Genomic DNA, 16,615 nt, shown 5'->3' with positions numbered 1-16,615 from the left:
GAACACCATGAGCAAGATCAAGGTAGGTATTAACGGATTTGGTCGCATTGGCCGTTTGGCTCTGCGGGCCGCCTGGGGCTGGCCGGAGCTGGAATTTGTGGCCATCAACGACCCGGGGGCTGACACCAACACGCTGGCGCACCTGCTGAACTTTGACAGCGTGCATGGCCGCTGGAACCACGAAGCCACCGCCGATGGCGATGAGATTGTGATTGACGGCCAGCGCATCCGCGTGACCCATAACAAAGCCATTGCCGATACCGACTGGTCTGGTTGCGACCTGGTGATCGAGGCCAGTGGCGTGAACAAGAAAGTCGCCGTGCTGCAGGGCTACCTGGATCAGGGTGTGAAGCGGGTGGTGGTGACCGCCCCGGTGAAAGAGCCGGGCGCGAAGAACATTGTCATGGGCGTGAACGAACACATCTTCGAGCCGGCCAATGACCGCATCATCACGGCGGCCTCCTGCACCACGAACTGCCTGGCGCCGGTAGTGAAGGTCGTCCACGAGAAACTGGGCATCAAACACGGTTCCCTGACCACGATCCACAGCCTGACCAACACCCAGACCATCATCGATGCGCCCCACAAGGACCTGCGCCGGGCCCGGGCCTGTGGCAGTTCGCTGATTCCCACCAGTACCGGTTCCGCCACCGCGATTATCGAAATCTTCCCGGAGCTGAAAGGCAGGCTGGATGGCCACGCGGTGCGGATTCCGCTGATCAACGCGTCGCTGACCGACTGTGTGTTTGAAGTGGAGACGCCGACCGACCGGGATACGGTCAACCAGCTGTTGAAAGAGGCCGCCGAGGGCGAACTGAAGGACATCCTGGGCTACGAAGAGCGCCCACTCGTATCCATCGACTACAAAACCGACCCCCGTTCTTCCATTGTCGATGCCCTGTCCACCCTGGTGGTCAACGGCACCCACGTGAAAATCTATGCCTGGTACGACAACGAATGGGGCTACGCCAACCGCACCGCAGAACTGGTCCGCAAGGTAGGGCTGGCCTGATATGAGCGCTGCCATCCGACAGTATCTGGTGATCACCGGTAACTACTGGGCTTTCACCCTGACCGATGGCGCGCTGCGAATGCTGGTGGTGCTGCACTTCCACCAGCTGGGATATTCGCCTCTGGAAATCGCCCTGTTGTTCATCTTCTACGAGTTTTTCGGGGTGGTGACCAACCTGGTGGGCGGCTATCTCGGCGCCCGTATGGGCCTGAACCGCACCATGAACATCGGGCTGTTTCTGCAGATTGTGGCGCTGGCCATGCTGGCGGTGCCGGCGGCCATGCTCACGGTGCCCTGGGTGATGGCGGCGCAGGCGTTGTCTGGCATTGCCAAGGATCTGAACAAGATGTCCGCCAAGAGCGGCATCAAGTTACTGGTGCCGGATGAGCAGCAGGGCACCCTGTACAAGTGGGTGGCGATTCTCACCGGCTCCAAGAACACCCTGAAGGGAGTGGGTTTCTTTCTGGGCGGCGTGCTGCTCATGGCCTCTGGTTTTACCGGTGCGGTGATCATCATGGCAGTGGCCCTGGGGCTGGTTTGGCTGGCCAGCCTGTTCCTGCTGGGGCAGGATCTGGGCAAGAGCAAGGCGAAACCCAAATTCAGTGAGATTCTGTCCAAGAGCCGGGCCATCAACGTGTTGTCGGCGGCCCGGATGTTCCTGTTCGGCGCCCGGGACGTGTGGTTTGTGGTGGCGCTGCCGGTGTATATGGCCACGGTGTTTGGCTGGGATCACTGGCAGGTGGGTGGCTTTATGGCCAGCTGGATTATCGGCTATGGCTTTATCCAGACCATTGCACCCAGAATCACCGGACACTCCAACGGTAAATCCGGTGCCGTGCGTTGGGCGGCAGTACTGGCGCTGGTTCCTGCCGCGATTGCCGGGGCCTTGATGGCCGGCTGGTCGGCACAGGCGGTGGTGATCGGCGGTTTGCTGCTGTTCGGGGTGCTGTTTGCCATCAACTCCTCCCTGCACAGCTACCTGATTGTCAGCTACGCCCGGGGCGATGGCGTGTCGCTGGATGTGGGTTTTTACTATATGTCCAATGCCGCCGGCCGCTTGTTGGGTACCATCCTGTCTGGCTGGGTGTACCAGGCTTATGGGCTGGAAGCCTGTTTGTGGATTTCCGCAGCCCTGGTAGCCACAGCGGCAGCGTTGTCAGTATGGTTGCCGGAACGAGCGGAGAAACCAATAGGAGAAAAAGGCTATGTCTGATTCCAATGTGGTGGTCATTACCGGTGCCAATCGTGGTATTGGTCTGGAACTGGCCCGGCACTATGCCGCTGAAGGCTGCGAAGTGATTGGCGTGTGCCGGCAGTCATCGGACGAACTGGCCAGTGTGGCGGCCCAGGTGATCGACGGCGTGGATGTCACCACCGATGCCGGCATCGATAAGCTGAAATCCGGTCTGGCGGGCAAGCGTATCAGCCTGCTGATCAACAACGCCGGGCTGCTGCAGGACGAGCAGCTGGGCAGTATCGACTTCGACTCCATCCGTACTCAGATGGAAATCAACGCCTACGCCCCGCTGCGGGTGGCTGAGGCCCTGGTGCCGTTTATGGGGCCGGGCAGTAAGATCGCCAATATCACCAGTCGCATGGGTTCCATTGCCGATAACGATTCCGGCGGTCGCTATGGCTATCGGGCGTCCAAGGCGGCGCTTAACGCTTTCGGAAAGTCCCTGGCAGTCGATCTCAAACCCAAAGGTATCGCCGTGGCGCAGCTGCATCCCGGTTATGTGAAAACGCGAATGGTGAACTTTGGCGGGCTGATCACGCCGGAGGAGTCTGCCAGGGGGCTGGCCGAGCGCATTGCCAATCTGACCCTGGAGAATACCGGGTCGTTCTGGCACAGCAACGGTGAGGAACTGCCCTGGTGAGCCGGCTTTGACAGGGTTGTTGCTTCAAGGTGTCAGCATTGGCGTGCTGAATGAGGTATCGCTGACCGTTCCCCGCGGACAGGTGGTGTGCCTGTCGGGCCCCTCTGGCAGTGGCAAGAGTCGGCTGCTGCGCGCGGTGGCCGATCTGGAACCCCATCGCGGCCGGATTTCGCTGGATAACCTCGACCAACAGAGTGTGCCGGCACACCAGTGGCGACGGCAGGTGGTAATGGTGCCGGCGGAAAGCCAGTGGTGGTTTGATGAGGTAAGCGCACACTTTCCTGAGGGGGCTTGTGAGCGTTTGCCTGCCGCTCTGGGTTTCACTGCCGAGGTTATGGACTGGTCGGTTAGCCGGTTGTCATCCGGTGAGCGACAAAGACTCGCGTTGTGGCGGGCCCTGGTTCAGGAACCAGACGCGCTGCTGCTGGATGAACCGACCGCCAATCTGGATAACGAATCGACAGAGGCGATCGAACGCTGGCTGTTGCAGGAGATTGAACAGCGGCAGATCGCCACCCTGTGGGTCGCCCATGATTCCGCCCAGATTCATCGGGTAGCCAACGCTCACTATCGGATTCGGGGATCCGCACTGGAGCCTGTCCATGGAAGTGATTGACCTGGCCTGGTGGAAACTGGGCCTGGCGGCTTTGCTGGTGCTGGCGTTGGCAGCGACAGCCTACCTGGGGCGGCTGGGCATCACCCGCAGCCTGTTGGTGGCGGCCATACGAACGGTTATTCAGCTGGCATTGATTGGCCTGGTACTGGAAGCCCTGTTTGCCTCTTCCGCCTTCTACTGGATTGCGCTGCTGGCGGCGGTCATGCTGCTGGTGGCTGGTCGGGAAGTGGTAGCGCGCCAGGGCCGACGCCTGAAAGGCGGGTGGGCGTTCGGGATCGGCACCGGCGCGATGTTCGTGTCGTCGTTTACCGTGACCGTGCTGGCACTGGCGGTGGTGATTGGTCCGGAGCCCTGGTATACCCCACAGTACGCGATTCCTTTGCTGGGCATGATGCTGGGCAACACCATGACCGGTGTCAGCCTGGCCCTGGATCGTCTGAATGATTCGGTCTGGCGCCAGCGGGCGGTAATCGAGAACCGGCTGATGCTGGGCCAGACCTGGCAGCAGGCACTGGAAGATATTCGCCGGGAAGCTATGCGCAGTGGCATGATGCCCTCCATCAACGCCATGGCGGCGGCCGGCATTGTCAGCCTGCCGGGCATGATGACCGGCCAGATACTGGCGGGCAGCCCGCCTGCTGTCGCCGTTAAATATCAGATTCTGATTATGCTCACTATCACCGTTGGCACGGGGTTTGGTGCGGTGATGGCGGTCAGTTGGGGAGGCCGGCGGCTGTTTGATGGCCGGGAGCGCCTGCGGCTGGATCGTTTAACCAAACCGTGACCGGGCACCAAAGTCGCATGGGGTCTCAGTCGGGTTTCGAGCTAGGCTTGGTTTTCCGGTAACCGCAAAGACAATAATATGACCAGCCTACTGCAACGTTATCCTTTGCCAGTCATTGTGCTCGCACAATTGTTCGGCACCTCCCTCTGGTTCAGTATCAACGGGGTCTGGCTATCGCTCGCCGCCGAGCTGGGGTTGGCGGAATCGGATCTGGGCCGGCTGACGCTGTCGGTTCAGGCGGGTTTTATTGCCGGCACGCTTGCCCTGGCGGTGACTGGCCTGGCGGATCGCTTCGGTGCCAGCCGCATCTTCCTTATTTCGAGCCTGCTGGGCGCACTGGCGAACGCCGGCTTTGTAGCGGTGGCCGGGGTGTTTCCGCTGGACAGCCTGTTCCGGTTCGCCACCGGCTTGTGCCTGGCCGGCATCTATCCCCTCGGTATGAAACTGGTGATTGCCTGGACACCGAAATACGCCGGCGCCGCCCTGGCCTGGCTGGTGGGTATGCTGACCCTCGGTACCGCGCTACCCCACCTGATGCGAGGCGCAACGCTGGGTATGCCCTGGGAGTGGCCACTGTTTGCATCCTCATGCCTGGCGTTGCTGGGCGGTCTGTTGGTGTTTCTGTTGGGTGACGGGCCGCACCTGCCCAGAGCCAGCGGTCGTCTTCCGCTCAGAAAGGGACTGTCTGCTTTGCGCCTACCCCGGTTCCGGGCCGTGGCCGGTGGCTATTTTGGCCACATGTGGGAGCTTTACGCCTTCTGGACGCTGGTGCCGCTGTTGATCGGGCGAGAACTGCAGCGTCTGGGACAGAGTGAGGCTTTGATACCCTGGCTGTCATTTGCGGTGATCGGTATGGGGGCAGTTGGCTGTATTGGCGGCGGTCGGATCAGTCGGACTCTGGGTAGTGAGTGGGTCGCCCGGCGGGCGTTGATAGTGTCCGGGGCATTGTGCCTGCTCTATCCCTGGATGAACGGGCTGCCACCGGCGTTGTTGATGGCGTTACTGCTGGTTTGGGGCGTCGCGGTGGTGGCTGATTCCCCGCAATTTTCCGCGCTGGCCGCAGCAACGGCCCCGAAAGAAACCGTGGGCTCGTCCCTGGCGGTGATGAATGCGGTTGGCTTTGGCCTGACCTTGCCTGCTATCTGGCTTACCAGCGGGCTCTGGAGTGCCTGGGGCCTGTGGGTGGTGCTGCTGTTGCTGCCCGGGCCAGTGCTGGGGTTGTGGTCACTGGCCCGGTCGTCCGGTCAGTGATTCTGCTCCGGAACTTCCCGAATGCGGCCGTGCTCGTCTATAGCCACGTACACGAACAGCCCTTCCGTGACCTTACGTGGTGTCTTGGAATTGCGGTCCAGGGTCCAGACTTCCACCTGGATCTTCATGGAACTGCGGCCGATATCGACCAGTTCACAGTAACAACCCACCTGGGAGCCCACCCGCAGCGGCGACAGGAATTCCATACGATCCATGGCCACGGTAGCGTTGCGGCCCTGGGAGATGCGCCCGGCCATGGTGGCGGCGGCAATGTCCATCTGTTTAACCAGCCAGCCGGCGAACACGTCGCCATTAGCGTTGGTGTCGGAGGGCAGGGGAATTACCTGCAGCATCATTTCCCCGCGGGGGGCGGGCCTGTCGTCATTGTATGCTTTCATGGATGGTTTGCCTTACAGAAGCCTGAGAATTGTTTTCTGTGCATGGTAACGGGCTGGCGGCACGCTGCAAGAAAATTTCGCTAATGACGGCTATATTTCAAAAGCTGTAACAAAGTTGTCACAGAGTCTCCCTAGGATGCACTCATCGGTAAAGCAGATACCAACATAACGTCCACCGATACTGGAGACATAACGTGATGAAATTGAAAGCTGCAATCGCTTCTGTTGCCCTGGCGGGCAGCATTGCCGCCGTGTCCACCCCGGCCATGGCCCGTGATACCGTCAACATCGTCGGTTCTTCCACTGTTTACCCGTTCGCCACCGTGGTTGCCGAGCGTTTTGGCCGTAACACCGACTTCCCGACTCCTAAACTGGAATCTACCGGTTCCGGCGGCGGTCTGAAGCTGTTCTGTGCCGGTATCGGTACCCAGCACCCGGACATCACCAACGCATCCCGTCGCATGAAGAAGAGCGAATTCGAGATGTGCCAGAGCAATGGCGTGAAGGAAATCACCGAAGTGAAGATTGGTGCTGACGGTATCGTTATCGCCAACTCCAAAGATGCTGGCAAGCTGGACCTGAGCCTGAAGCAGGTGTTCCTGGCCCTGGCCAAGGAAGTTCCGGACCCCAAGGGTGGCGACAAGTTGGTAGCCAACCCGTACCAGAAGTGGAGCGACATCGATTCCAGCCTGCCGAACATGGAAATCAACGTAATGGGTCCCCCTCCGACTTCCGGTACCCGTGATGCCTTCGTTGAAATCGCTATGGAAGGTGGCTGCAAGACCTTCGATTTCATCAAGGCGATGGACAAGAAACAATTCAAGAGCGTGTGCCACAGCATGCGTGAAGACGGCCCGTTCGTTGAAGCCGGTGAGAACGACAACCTGATCGTTCAGCGCCTGGCTCAGGACAAAGACATCCTGGGTATCTTCGGTTACAGCTTCCTGATGGAAAACAGCAGCCAGATCCAGGCCGCAACCATTGGTGGCGTTGAACCGACTCCGGAGTCCATTGCTGCCGAAGAATACCCGGTTGCCCGCTCTCTGTTCTTCTACATCAAGAACGCCCACGTGGGTGTGGTTCCGGGGATCAAGGAATACGCCGAGGAATTCACCAGCGAAGGTGCCTGGGGTGATAACGGCTACCTGGTCGATGTAGGCCTGATTCCGAACCCGCGCAACACCCGCATGGAAGTGGCCAAGAACGTGCGCAACCTGAAGCCGATGACCGGCAACGAGCTGTAAGCAGCTCCGGGTAGTCAGGGATGACGACAAAGAACGCGGGCCGGGGAGGTTCGCGTTCTTTTGTTACAACCCGATGAATAAAGCAGCCGCTAAACTGGCACAATAATAAAAACGTTGAGCTGGCTTTAACTCAATATTCACACGATACAGAGAACGTTATGCAAACGGCCAATCTGTTGCCTCTGATCCTGGTGATTGCCGTCGTCGCCTATGGGCTGTGCTATATGCGCTCGCGCGCGGTAGCCGGGCCGATCGGCGGAATTCGCCACCTGAAGGCGTTGCCATTTTACTACGCGGCCCGTGCCGCTTTGTGGTGTGCGATACCTGCGCTGGTTGTCCTGGCACTGTGGGCAGGCTTTGAAGGCAAGGTTATCCAGAACTATGTGGTGGCTTCATTGCCGGCAGAGCTTGCACCTGAGTCTGACGGGCAGGCGAGCCTGATTCTTTCGCAGATCAACAACGTGGCAGCCGGCAAGCTGGACCCGCAGTTTGTGCCCCCGGAGGTAGTGGGTGCGGCTGACCTCCTGGAGGACCTCAAACAGCGCAGTGCCAACTTCAAGGCCACGCTGGTGATTCTGCTTGCGGTGCTGGGCGCTGCCTATGCCTGGACGCGGGTACAACCTAATATCAACGCCCGCGAGAACGTGGAGCGCACCTTGCGGTGGATTTTCTTTGTCTGTGCGGCGGTTGCCGTGCTGACCACCGTCGGTATTGTCTTTTCCGTGATTTTTGAGACCTTCCGGTTCTTCGGCAAGGTTCCCATTACCGAGTTTCTGTTTGGCACGTCCTGGAGCCCCCAGACTGCCCTTCGCGCTGACCAGGTAGGTTCAGACGGTGCTTTCGGTATCATTCCGCTATTCACCGGCACCCTGTTGATATCGGCCATTGCGCTGCTGGTGGCAGTGCCTGTGGGGTTGCTGTCTGCGGTGTACCTGTCTGAGTACGCAACCAGGCCGGCCCGGGCGGTGATCAAACCGCTGCTGGAAATGCTGGCCGGCGTACCTACCGTGGTGTACGGCTTCTTTGCGGCCCTTACGGTTGCCCCGTTTATACGGGACCTGGCTGAAAGTATCGGCCTTGAAGCCTCATCCCAGAGCGCGCTGGCAGCGGGCCTGGTGATGGGTGTCATGATTATTCCGTTTGTTTCATCGCTGTCTGACGACGTGATCAACGCCGTACCCCAGACCCTGCGGGACGGCTCCCTGGCACTGGGTGCCACTCAGTCGGAAACCATGAAGAACGTGATTTTCCCCGCGGCCCTCCCCGGCATTATGGGCGGTATCCTGCTGGCAGCCTCCCGGGCCATCGGTGAAACCATGATTGTGGTGATGGCAGCGGGCCTGGCCGCTAACCTGACGGCCAATCCGCTGGATTCCGTCACCACGGTTACGGTGCAGATTGTCACCCTGCTGACCGGTGACCAGGAATTCGACTCCGCCAAGACCCTGGCCGCGTTTGCCCTGGGCATGATGCTGTTCATCGTAACCCTGGCCCTTAATGTGGTTGCCCTGAAGATTGTCCGCAAGTATAGGGAACAGTATGACTGATCAACGTTCACAGGCGGAGATTGTCCGCCAGTCACTCAAGCGTCGGTACCGCAAGGAGCGCCGGTTCCGGCTCTACGGCATGACCGCCATCGCCATCGCCCTGTTGTCCCTGGCGGCTCTGTTTACCGATATCATCGGCAAGGGCTACACCGGCTTTATCAAGACCACCATGACCCTTGAAGTGGTGCTGGATGGCGAGCAGATGTACCTGGATGACGCGTCTGACAAAGACCAGATGTCCATGGCGGACTTCCAGGCGCCCATCATAACGGCCCTGCGGAAGTATTTTCCCGAGGTGGAGGCGCGCGCAGACCTGCGGGAACTGAGCCGGTTGGCCGGCAGCTATGCCAGTAACCAGATCAAGGACCTGCTGGAAAAGCAGCCGGAACTGCTGGGCAGCACCCAGACCATGGAGTTTCTGGTGCACGATACGGTGTCGGTCTATGTGAAACATGCCGACAACCCGGCCTACAGCATCCGGTTGTCCGAACAGCAGCAGCGCTGGGTGGATGAGCTGGTCGACAAGGGCGTGATAGATACCGGTTTCAACGATGTGTTCTTCAGCCGGGGCGACTCCCGGGAACCGTCCAATGCCGGTATTCTGGGTGCCATTGTCGGCTCCCTGCTGACCATGGTGGTTACCCTGGTCATTGCCTTCCCGGTGGGTGTTGCCGCAGCGGTGTACCTGGAAGAATTCGCGCCCCAGAATAAGTTTACCGACTTTATCGAGGTCAACATCAACAACCTGGCGGCGGTACCGTCGATCATTTTCGGTCTGTTGGGCCTGGCGGTGTTTATCGGGGTATTCGGCTTGCCTCGCTCCGTGCCGGTGCTGGGTGGTTTGGTATTGGCGCTGATGACCCTGCCCACCATTATTATTTCCAGCCGTGCGGCCATCAAGAGTGTGCCGCCCTCCATCCGGGAAGCGGCGGAAGGTATCGGCGCATCGAAAATGCAGGTGGTGCTGCACCACGTGGTGCCCCTGGCCATGCCCGGCATGATGACCGGTTCCATCATCGGCATGGCCCAGGCGCTGGGTGAGACCGCGCCGCTGCTGTTGATCGGTATGGTGGCATTCATCGTGGAGATTCCAGACGGTTTCTTCAGTTCCGCCACTGTGCTTCCGGTACAGATTTACCTCTGGGCCAGCAGTGCCGAGCAGGGCTTTGTTGAGCTTGCCTCTGCCGGAATCATGATCCTGCTGACCTTTATGATCACCATGAATGCATTGGCCATCTGGCTCCGTAAACGTCTTGAACGCCGGTGGTAAGGAGTTAAACCATGAATACTATGAATTCGACTGTAACCAGCAACACCAGCACCATCGAGGCCCCTGCCGCTCCCCGGCAGGACGAGCGCCCGGCAGAGGCGGTCATCCAGGAAGGGGTTACCGTTGGCAGCCCCTACGCCGACGACCCCAAGTTCAAGCTGCGGGATGTTGAGGTGTTTTATGGCGAAAGCCGCGCCATCAAAAAGATTAGCCTGGATATTGCCCGCAACGAAGTTATTGCCTTTATCGGCCCGTCCGGGTGTGGTAAGTCCACCTTCCTGCGCTGCCTGAACCGGATGAACGACAGCATCGACATCTGCCGCGTGAACGGCCAGCTGATGCTGGACGACCAGGATATCTACGATCCCAAGCGCGACGTGGTAGAGCTGCGGGCCCGGGTGGGCATGGTGTTCCAGAAACCGAACCCGTTCCCCAAGTCGATCTACGATAACGTGGCCTACGGCCCGCGCATTCACGGCCTGGCTAACCGCAAGTCCGACCTGGACGATATCGTCGAAGACAGCCTGCGCAAGGCTGGCCTGTGGAACGAGGTGAAAGACCGGCTGGATGCCACCGCCACGGGTATGTCCGGTGGTCAGCAGCAGCGCCTGTGTATTGCCCGGGCCATTGCTGTCAGCCCCGAAGTGATTTTGATGGACGAGCCCTGTTCCGCCCTGGACCCGATCGCTACCGCCAAGGTAGAAGAGCTGATCGCGGAAATGTCCGAGAGCTACACCATTGTGATCGTAACCCACTCGATGCAGCAGGCCGCCCGGGTATCCAACCGCACGGCGTACTTCCACCTGGGTCACCTGGTGGAAGTGAACGAAACCGACAAAGTATTTACGTCGCCGGACCACGAACTGACCGAATCCTACATCACCGGTCGTTTTGGTTAATCAGGCCCGGGAACCTTGGAGATAAAGAAGATGCCGAACAGAAAGGATGATGTATACGGAGATCATATCTCCGGCAAGTTCAACGATGAACTGAACGAGCTGAAAACCCAGTTCCTGAACATGGGGGGCATGGTGGAAAGTCAGGTAGAGAAGGCCATCCAGTCGCTGATTGATGGGGATGGCCAGCTGGCGGAAAAAGTCCGCCTTGGCGACAAGCAGGTCGACAAGATGGAAATGGATCTGGATGAAGAAGCCATCCTGGTTATCGCCCGCCGGCAACCCACGGCCCGGGACCTGCGCCTGGTAATTTCCGTGATCAAGATGGTGGCGGAGCTGGAGCGGGTAGGTGACGAGGCCAAGAAAATTGCCAAGATGGCCATCAAGCTGACCGAAGAAGGCCAGGCTCCCCGGGGTTACGTGGAAATCCGCCATATCGGCAGCCACGTGCTCAGCATGCTGCACGATGCCCTGGATGCCTTTGCCCGGCTGGATTCCGAGCAGGCGCTGCGGATCATGAAAGAGGACAAGCAGGTCGACGAAGAGTACCAGGCTGCGGCCCGGGCGCTGCTGACCTTCATGATGGAAGATGCCCGCAACATCACCCGTTGCATGATGGTGATGTGGGTACTGCGCGCACTCGAGCGCATTGGTGACCACGCCTGCAACATCGCCGAGCACGTAATTTTCATGGCCAAGGGTGAGGATATTCGCCATTCGCCGATGGAAGAAGCAGAGCGGGTCGTCGGTCGCTGATACCCAGGGCGGAATCCGGTGATATCGGGTTCCGCCCGTGATGCCTGCAATCAGGCTTGCTTCATCTTGTCAGTGTAAGGCGGCCAGCCCAGTGGCTTGCCGGCCAGCAGGTGCAGGTGGATGTGGAACACCGTCTGCCCGGCATTCTCTCCGCAGTTCATCACCACCCGGTAGCCGTCTTCGGCAAAGCCCATGTCTCTGGCCAGTTTTCCGGCTACCCAGTACAGGTGTCCCACCACTTCCCGGTCGCCTTCTTCAATGTCGTTGATAGTCGCGATCGCCTTCTTCGGGATAATCAGCAGGTGTACCGGTGCCTGCGGATTGATGTCCCGGAACGCCAGGCTGAGGTCGTCTTCATAAACGATGTCTGCCGGGATTTCCCGGTTGATGATTTTGGTGAAGATGGTTTCCGACATGAAAACTCCCTGTTCGTTGTTAAGTGTGTAAGTTGACCACTATAGACTGCCGAGACCCGGCAGACGATTGACCATTTGTTGAAGCGGTGCCGGTAGTTGGTCGTCCAGGCCCATGGCGTAGCGGGCTACCCGGTTGCGGGCGAAGGGCAGTGCCCGAGCGGCGCCGAGGCCCAGGTTGCGAGCCAGGTGCAGGGGCGGCCGCGTGTTGCTGAACAGGTGGTAGAACAGGTCCATGGTCAGCATCATCCGCTGGTTGGCCGGGCGCCGCTGGCGTTGGTACAGGGCCAGCCAGCGTTCGCTGGCCAGGTCGTCACCGCCGCGCCGGGCTTCTTTCAGCAAGCCCTGCAGGCACTGGGCGTCCTGGAAGCCCAGGTTCACGCCCTGGCCGGCCAGCGGGTTGATGGTGTGGGCGGCGTCGCCGGCCAGCACCACCCGGTTCAGGTAATAATGTTTGGCGTGCTGGCGGGCAATGGGGAAACTGGCGCGGGCATCGATGTGGGTCAGCACAGGCAGGCGGGCCGGGAACTGCTTCCGGATTTCGGCCATCAGGGTGGCATCGTCCATGGCCTTGAGTTCCGCCAGCCGGGCCGGGTGGTCGTACCAGACCAGCGAACCCCAGCACTCGCCCGGGTGTTGTTCGCCGGCGCTGTGCAGGGGCAGGAAGGCCCGGGGCCCGCTGGGGTAGAAGCCCTGCCAAGTGATGTCTTCCACGCCGCCCCGGTAGCGCACGGAAACCACCATGGCCTGCTGCTGGTACTGGTCGCGGGTAACACCGATACCGGCCAGCTCCCGAACCCGCGACAGGGCCCCGTCGGCGCCGATCACCAGTTGGGCCTCCAGCTCGCTGCCGTCATCCAGGGCCACCCGGGCCCGCTGCTTATTATCCTGGGTCAGGCCCTGCAGGCTGCGGCCGGTTATCAGCGCTACGTCCGGCTCGGCTTCGGCGGTCTGCCAGAGCGCCTGCTGGGTGATGCTGTTTTCCACGATGTGGCCCAGGTGGGGAGCGCCCAGCTTGTCGGCACTGAATTCCACTTCGGTCAGGGAGGGTGGCAGCAGCCGGCCCAGGGGGCTGGGGGTTTCGTCCCAGACCGCAAGGCGGCGATAGGGTGTGGCACGCATGGCCAGAATGGCACGCCATGCACCCAGGCTGTCCAGGTAGCGTTCGCTGCCCGCACTCAGCGCTGATACCCGGATGTCCGGGTGGCTGGAGGCATCGAAGGCGTTGGGCTCGGCTTTGTCGATCAGGGCCACCCGGATGCCTTGCTGGCCAAGGCCGGTGGCCAGTGCGGCGCCGACCATGCCGGCGCCCACGATAATGATGTCAAATGCTTGGTTCATATCCGGTTCCTGTCTGTTGGCATCAGTTTACGCGATGCCGGGCGCCAGACAAGCGACCGGAGTCAATCCGGCAGGTTTCAGTATCCGGCCAGCAGGGTTTCCTTCCGGGGTTCCGGTCTTTTGCGGTTCTTCAGTAGCCAGGCCGGTTTCTGGGTGCCCGGGCGGGTGAAGCCCTGATTGATCACCATCGGGTGAACCAGGTTCAGGAAGTCCCGGGTTTTCATGTGGATGGATTCAGTATGGCTGCCAGCGGCAAAGGCCAGTTCAGGCTGCTCGGTGAGGGCCTCTGCGCAATACACTGTCATGCCGAACAGGTTGCCGAAGGGGGGCATGGCACCCACTTCGCAATCCGGGAAACGATCCTGGAACTGTTGCTCATCGGCCAGTTCAACGAAGTCGGTATCGAGAATGCGGGACAGCCTGTCCCAGCGCACGCGCCAGGTGGCGGGCATGACCAGCATGGCCATCTTGCCATCCAGTTCGATGATCACGGTCTTGACCACCCGGTCACCGGCAATCTTAACGTGATGGGCAAGCTGCTGCGCAGTAAAGGCGGGAGGATGAGACAAGCACATGTATTCCACACCTGCGTTGTCCAGATAGTCTTTCAACTGCTGTACCGGCATATGCACAACCTCCTGACAGCATGGACAGTGTTGCAGAGCCTTTTGCCAGTCCCGGGCCGGGCTCCGGTGGCAGGCAGGGAGTGAACCCCCTGCCTGCCTGAAAGCTTAGCCCAGGTTGCACGGTTTGCGAAGAACCGGTTGCACTTGTGTGATGGGCTTCCGGTCAGTCCGCCTTGTACATGTGCACATCACGCTGCGGGAAAGGAATGGAGATACCCTCTGCATCAAAGGCTTTCTTCACTTTTTCCTGCATGTCCCAGTAGAACGGCCACAGATCGCCGGACTTGGTCCAGGCGCGCACGGTCAGGTCGACGGAGCTTTCACCCAGGCCGCCAACCACAATCAGGGGCTTGGGGTCTTTCAGGGCCCGCTCGTCTTCTTCGATCAGGCGCTTGCAGATGGCTTTGGCCTTGTCGATGTCGTCGCTGTAGCCGATACCGAAGGTCATGTCGCAACGACGGGTTTCGTACACGCTCATGTTGGTCAGGCTGGCGTTGGACAGCTGGCCGTTGGGAATCACCACGCGACGGTTATCGAAGGTGTCGATGATGGTGTACAGGATGCTGATTTCACGCACCGAACCCAGGAAACCCTGTGCTTCGATGGCGTCGCCCACCTTGAACGGCTTGAAGATCAGGATCAGTACGCCACCGGCAAAGTTGCCCAGGCTGCCTTGCAGGGCCAGGCCCACGGCCAGGCCGGCGGCACCGATAATGGCGACGAAGGAGGTGGTGGCAATGCCGACCATGGAGGCCACAGAGATCAGTAGCAGGATCTTCAGAATGGCGCCGATCAGGCCGCACAGGAATTTGTTGAGGGTGGGGTCTTTCTTGCCCAGTTTGTTGTCCAGCACGCCGACAAAGCGATTGATCAGCCACAGGCCGACAATGAGGGTGATGATGGCCAGCACCACTTTCGGGGCGTAGGCCATAACCAGCGCGATGCCCTGGTCAATCCATTCGGACGCTTGTTCGTTACCTAAGATATCTTCCATAGAGAAGTTCCTTGATCGTTAGTATTTTCTGGGGTTGCGAAAAACCGACAAATCATTGCCAGCGCAATATTTATCTGACAAAGAGTATATAGCAGACATATTCAATGTCAGCGTCGGAAAGTGGTGGTACGCAGTGGTTAGTGATACGGATTGTGATGCTCTGCTGCATATGCCTTGATCTCTGCGGGGCCACCCCGTACCAGGATCCGGCCCTGTTTCTGGCTTAGCTGGTAATCGTACATGGGGTCGTAGTAATCGGTGAGCAGGGCTTCGATCCAGAGATGGTGGCCGCTGGTGTCACCGGTGCGCGCCTGTTGCTCCAGGGCCTGCTCCATCAATGTGCGCAGCTCCTGGTGGCGTGCCCCGCCCAGACGTTTGCGGATGCGGTCGATGGCGCTAAGCAGGTAATCCCGGAAGTTCAGCCAGCCGGCTTCCTCACCGTCCCGGGCAATGTAGTCGGCCAGCATATGTTCGACGTAGTCGGTGCGGATAATATCGACACGCTCTGCCATGGGCTGTTCCAGGATCAGCAGCGGCGATTCTCCCATGCGGGCACGGAAGTGTTCCGGTAGTGCGCAGCGGCCGATCAGCCGGCTTTCGTCTTCCAGGTACACTGGCCCGCCTACCTGGTGGTGTGCCTTCAGCATGGCAACGGCCAGACGGTTTTCAAAGTCGATCTGGGACGGCTGCGGGGTGACTTGCCGGCCGAAGCTGGAGCCCCGGTGGTTGGCCAGGCCTTCGAGGTCGACGGGGTTTGGCAGGCCCATCAGTACCCGGGTTTTACCGGTGCCGGTGCGGCCGCTGAGAATGCGAAAGTCTTCGCTGTCGATCAGCTGGTCCAGGCTGTCGATCAGAAAGCGTCGCAAGGCCTTGTAGCCACCTTTCACCAGCGGGTAATCAATGCCGGCGTCCTTGATCCATTGCTGGGTCAGACGGGAGCGTAACCCACCCCGAAAACAGAACAGGTAGCCGTCCGGGTGGCGGGCTACGAAACGCTTCCAGGCTTCGATACGCTGGGCTTTTACATCACCGGCGACCAGTTGGTGGCCCAGCTCGATGGCCTTGTCCTGGCCTTTTTCCTTGTAGCAGATGCCCACCCGGTGGCGTTCCCCGTCGTTCATCAGGGGCGCGTTCTCGGCGTTGGGAAAACTGCCTTTGCCGAACTCCACCGGGGCGCGAACGTCCATCAGGGGGACGTTATTCAGGAACAGGTTGAGGTAATCGCTGGTATCGGGTCTGCTTGCCATGTCAACGGATCGCTGTTGTTCTGGGTAGGGCGGCAGTATACCGGAGTGCCGATTTCCGGGCATCCCGGCTAGTGTCCCGTCTGACTAATTCCTTAATCTACTGCTTGCCTCTGAGGACTCTGACCAAGGCGACAGTCTGCAGGTGTGGTGGTTCCACATCAAGGACTGGCAACACAGGCTCAGAGTCCTCAGAGGCAAGCCCTTCGGGAGCATCTGAAAAGCCGAATAGTGTCGTTCTGCTGTCTCGATTTGGAACCACCAAATTTTCACCAGTACGCCTAACTCTTCGGCTTTGCAGATGCTCAGTAGGTTAAGGAATTAGTCAGACGGGACACTAGGGTAC

At 59.8% G+C, this 16,615-nt stretch carries 17 protein-coding genes; 11 read left to right on the top strand and 6 right to left on the bottom strand.

What is annotated here, in order from left to right; translation table 11 throughout:
* Window positions 1-7: 7 nt before the first annotated feature.
* The 6 genes from Q668_RS05060 (at window position 8) to Q668_RS05035 (ending at window position 5,540) form a co-directional block, all read left to right on the top strand.
* A complete protein-coding gene (locus tag Q668_RS05060; protein ID WP_022988525.1) occupies window positions 8-1,012 on the top strand; it encodes an ArsJ-associated glyceraldehyde-3-phosphate dehydrogenase in 1,005 nt (334 codons plus the stop codon).
* 1 nt (window position 1,013) lies between these two features.
* Window positions 1,014-2,225, top strand: a complete 1,212-nt coding sequence (arsJ, locus tag Q668_RS05055; protein ID WP_022988524.1) for an organoarsenical effux MFS transporter ArsJ — start codon at window positions 1,014-1,016, stop codon at window positions 2,223-2,225.
* The gene (locus tag Q668_RS05050; protein ID WP_022988523.1) at window positions 2,218-2,889 is read left to right on the top strand and encodes an SDR family oxidoreductase; all 672 of its coding nucleotides are present in this window, start codon (window positions 2,218-2,220) and stop codon (window positions 2,887-2,889) included. The genes arsJ and Q668_RS05050 overlap by 8 nt, the downstream gene beginning before the upstream one ends.
* A 7-nt stretch (window positions 2,890-2,896) precedes the next feature.
* The gene (locus tag Q668_RS05045) at window positions 2,897-3,505 is read left to right on the top strand and encodes an ATP-binding cassette domain-containing protein (RefSeq protein ID WP_036219176.1); all 609 of its coding nucleotides are present in this window, start codon (window positions 2,897-2,899) and stop codon (window positions 3,503-3,505) included.
* Entirely contained in the window at window positions 3,492-4,289 is a 798-nt protein-coding gene (locus Q668_RS05040; protein WP_022988521.1) for an ABC transporter permease, read from the top strand. Before Q668_RS05045 ends, Q668_RS05040 begins: the two co-directional genes overlap by 14 nt.
* Before the next feature lie 78 nt (window positions 4,290-4,367).
* Entirely contained in the window at window positions 4,368-5,540 is a 1,173-nt protein-coding gene (locus Q668_RS05035) for an MFS transporter (RefSeq protein WP_022988520.1), read from the top strand.
* Here the strand turns inward: Q668_RS05035 and Q668_RS05030 are convergent.
* Entirely contained in the window at window positions 5,534-5,938 is a 405-nt protein-coding gene (locus Q668_RS05030; RefSeq protein WP_022988519.1) for an acyl-CoA thioesterase, read from the bottom strand. The genes Q668_RS05035 and Q668_RS05030 overlap by 7 nt on opposite strands.
* Window positions 5,939-6,135: 197 nt before the next feature.
* On the opposite strand from Q668_RS05030, the gene Q668_RS05025 reads away from it, so the two are divergent.
* The 5 genes from Q668_RS05025 to phoU all read left to right on the top strand — a co-directional run bounded on the left by Q668_RS05025 (window position 6,136) and on the right by phoU (window position 11,651).
* The gene (locus tag Q668_RS05025) at window positions 6,136-7,182 is read left to right on the top strand and encodes a substrate-binding domain-containing protein (RefSeq protein ID WP_022988518.1); all 1,047 of its coding nucleotides are present in this window, start codon (window positions 6,136-6,138) and stop codon (window positions 7,180-7,182) included.
* A 158-nt stretch (window positions 7,183-7,340) separates the two neighbouring features.
* Entirely contained in the window at window positions 7,341-8,729 is a 1,389-nt protein-coding gene (pstC, locus tag Q668_RS05020; protein ID WP_022988517.1) for a phosphate ABC transporter permease subunit PstC, read from the top strand.
* A complete protein-coding gene (gene pstA / locus Q668_RS05015) occupies window positions 8,722-9,999 on the top strand; it encodes a phosphate ABC transporter permease PstA (protein WP_022988516.1) in 1,278 nt (425 codons plus the stop codon). The genes pstC and pstA overlap by 8 nt, the downstream gene beginning before the upstream one ends.
* A gap of 11 nt (window positions 10,000-10,010) precedes the next feature.
* Window positions 10,011-10,898 carry a phosphate ABC transporter ATP-binding protein PstB gene (pstB, locus tag Q668_RS05010; protein WP_022988515.1) on the top strand — a complete coding sequence of 296 codons (888 nt, stop codon included), beginning with the start codon at window positions 10,011-10,013 and terminating at the stop codon, window positions 10,896-10,898.
* 30 nt (window positions 10,899-10,928) lie between these two features.
* Window positions 10,929-11,651 carry a phosphate signaling complex protein PhoU gene (gene phoU, locus Q668_RS05005; RefSeq protein ID WP_022988514.1) on the top strand — a complete coding sequence of 241 codons (723 nt, stop codon included), beginning with the start codon at window positions 10,929-10,931 and terminating at the stop codon, window positions 11,649-11,651.
* 50 nt (window positions 11,652-11,701) lie between these two features.
* On the opposite strand, the gene Q668_RS05000 is transcribed toward phoU, so the two are convergent.
* The 5 genes from Q668_RS05000 to mnmH all read right to left on the bottom strand — a co-directional run bounded on the left by Q668_RS05000 (window position 11,702) and on the right by mnmH (window position 16,272).
* Window positions 11,702-12,067 carry a histidine triad nucleotide-binding protein gene (locus Q668_RS05000; protein WP_022988513.1) on the bottom strand — a complete coding sequence of 122 codons (366 nt, stop codon included), beginning with the start codon at window positions 12,065-12,067 and terminating at the stop codon, window positions 11,702-11,704.
* A gap of 39 nt (window positions 12,068-12,106) precedes the next feature.
* Window positions 12,107-13,405: an FAD-dependent monooxygenase gene (locus Q668_RS04995; protein WP_022988512.1), complete on the bottom strand. Its 1,299-nt coding sequence runs from the start codon at window positions 13,403-13,405 to the stop codon at window positions 12,107-12,109.
* A 77-nt stretch (window positions 13,406-13,482) separates the two neighbouring features.
* The gene (locus Q668_RS04990; protein WP_022988511.1) at window positions 13,483-14,031 is read right to left on the bottom strand and encodes an aminoacyl-tRNA deacylase; all 549 of its coding nucleotides are present in this window, start codon (window positions 14,029-14,031) and stop codon (window positions 13,483-13,485) included.
* Window positions 14,032-14,194: 163 nt separating this feature from the next.
* Window positions 14,195-15,025, bottom strand: coding sequence for a mechanosensitive ion channel family protein (locus Q668_RS04985; RefSeq protein ID WP_022988510.1), 831 nt, complete (start codon window positions 15,023-15,025; stop codon window positions 14,195-14,197).
* A 137-nt stretch (window positions 15,026-15,162) separates the two neighbouring features.
* Entirely contained in the window at window positions 15,163-16,272 is a 1,110-nt protein-coding gene (gene mnmH / locus Q668_RS04980) for a tRNA 2-selenouridine(34) synthase MnmH (protein WP_036219250.1), read from the bottom strand.
* Window positions 16,273-16,615: the final 343 nt, after the last annotated feature.

Source organism: Marinobacter sp. ES-1, assembly GCF_000475255.1.
In the GTDB taxonomy this organism is placed as follows: domain Bacteria; phylum Pseudomonadota; class Gammaproteobacteria; order Pseudomonadales; family Oleiphilaceae; genus Marinobacter; species Marinobacter vinifirmus.
The sequence above is the reverse complement of the archived record's forward strand: the minus strand, read 5'-3'. Positions and strand labels throughout refer to the sequence as shown.

Coding starts and splice junctions, on each gene's coding strand:
- pstB (WP_022988515.1), top strand. CDS start 10,011: ATGAATACTATGAATTCGACTGTAACCAGCAACACCAGCACCATCGAG.
- Q668_RS04990 (WP_022988511.1), bottom strand. CDS start 14,031: ATGCCGGTACAGCAGTTGAAAGACTATCTGGACAACGCAGGTGTGGAA.
- phoU (WP_022988514.1), top strand. CDS start 10,929: ATGCCGAACAGAAAGGATGATGTATACGGAGATCATATCTCCGGCAAG.
- Q668_RS05000 (WP_022988513.1), bottom strand. CDS start 12,067: ATGTCGGAAACCATCTTCACCAAAATCATCAACCGGGAAATCCCGGCA.
- Q668_RS05050 (WP_022988523.1), top strand. CDS start 2,218: ATGTCTGATTCCAATGTGGTGGTCATTACCGGTGCCAATCGTGGTATT.
- pstA (WP_022988516.1), top strand. CDS start 8,722: ATGACTGATCAACGTTCACAGGCGGAGATTGTCCGCCAGTCACTCAAG.
- Q668_RS05030 (WP_022988519.1), bottom strand. CDS start 5,938: ATGAAAGCATACAATGACGACAGGCCCGCCCCCCGCGGGGAAATGATG.
- Q668_RS05040 (WP_022988521.1), top strand. CDS start 3,492: ATGGAAGTGATTGACCTGGCCTGGTGGAAACTGGGCCTGGCGGCTTTG.
- mnmH (WP_036219250.1), bottom strand. CDS start 16,272: ATGGCAAGCAGACCCGATACCAGCGATTACCTCAACCTGTTCCTGAAT.
- Q668_RS04985 (WP_022988510.1), bottom strand. CDS start 15,025: ATGGAAGATATCTTAGGTAACGAACAAGCGTCCGAATGGATTGACCAG.
- Q668_RS05025 (WP_022988518.1), top strand. CDS start 6,136: ATGAAATTGAAAGCTGCAATCGCTTCTGTTGCCCTGGCGGGCAGCATT.
- arsJ (WP_022988524.1), top strand. CDS start 1,014: ATGAGCGCTGCCATCCGACAGTATCTGGTGATCACCGGTAACTACTGG.
- Q668_RS05060 (WP_022988525.1), top strand. CDS start 8: ATGAGCAAGATCAAGGTAGGTATTAACGGATTTGGTCGCATTGGCCGT.
- pstC (WP_022988517.1), top strand. CDS start 7,341: ATGCAAACGGCCAATCTGTTGCCTCTGATCCTGGTGATTGCCGTCGTC.
- Q668_RS04995 (WP_022988512.1), bottom strand. CDS start 13,405: ATGAACCAAGCATTTGACATCATTATCGTGGGCGCCGGCATGGTCGGC.
- Q668_RS05035 (WP_022988520.1), top strand. CDS start 4,368: ATGACCAGCCTACTGCAACGTTATCCTTTGCCAGTCATTGTGCTCGCA.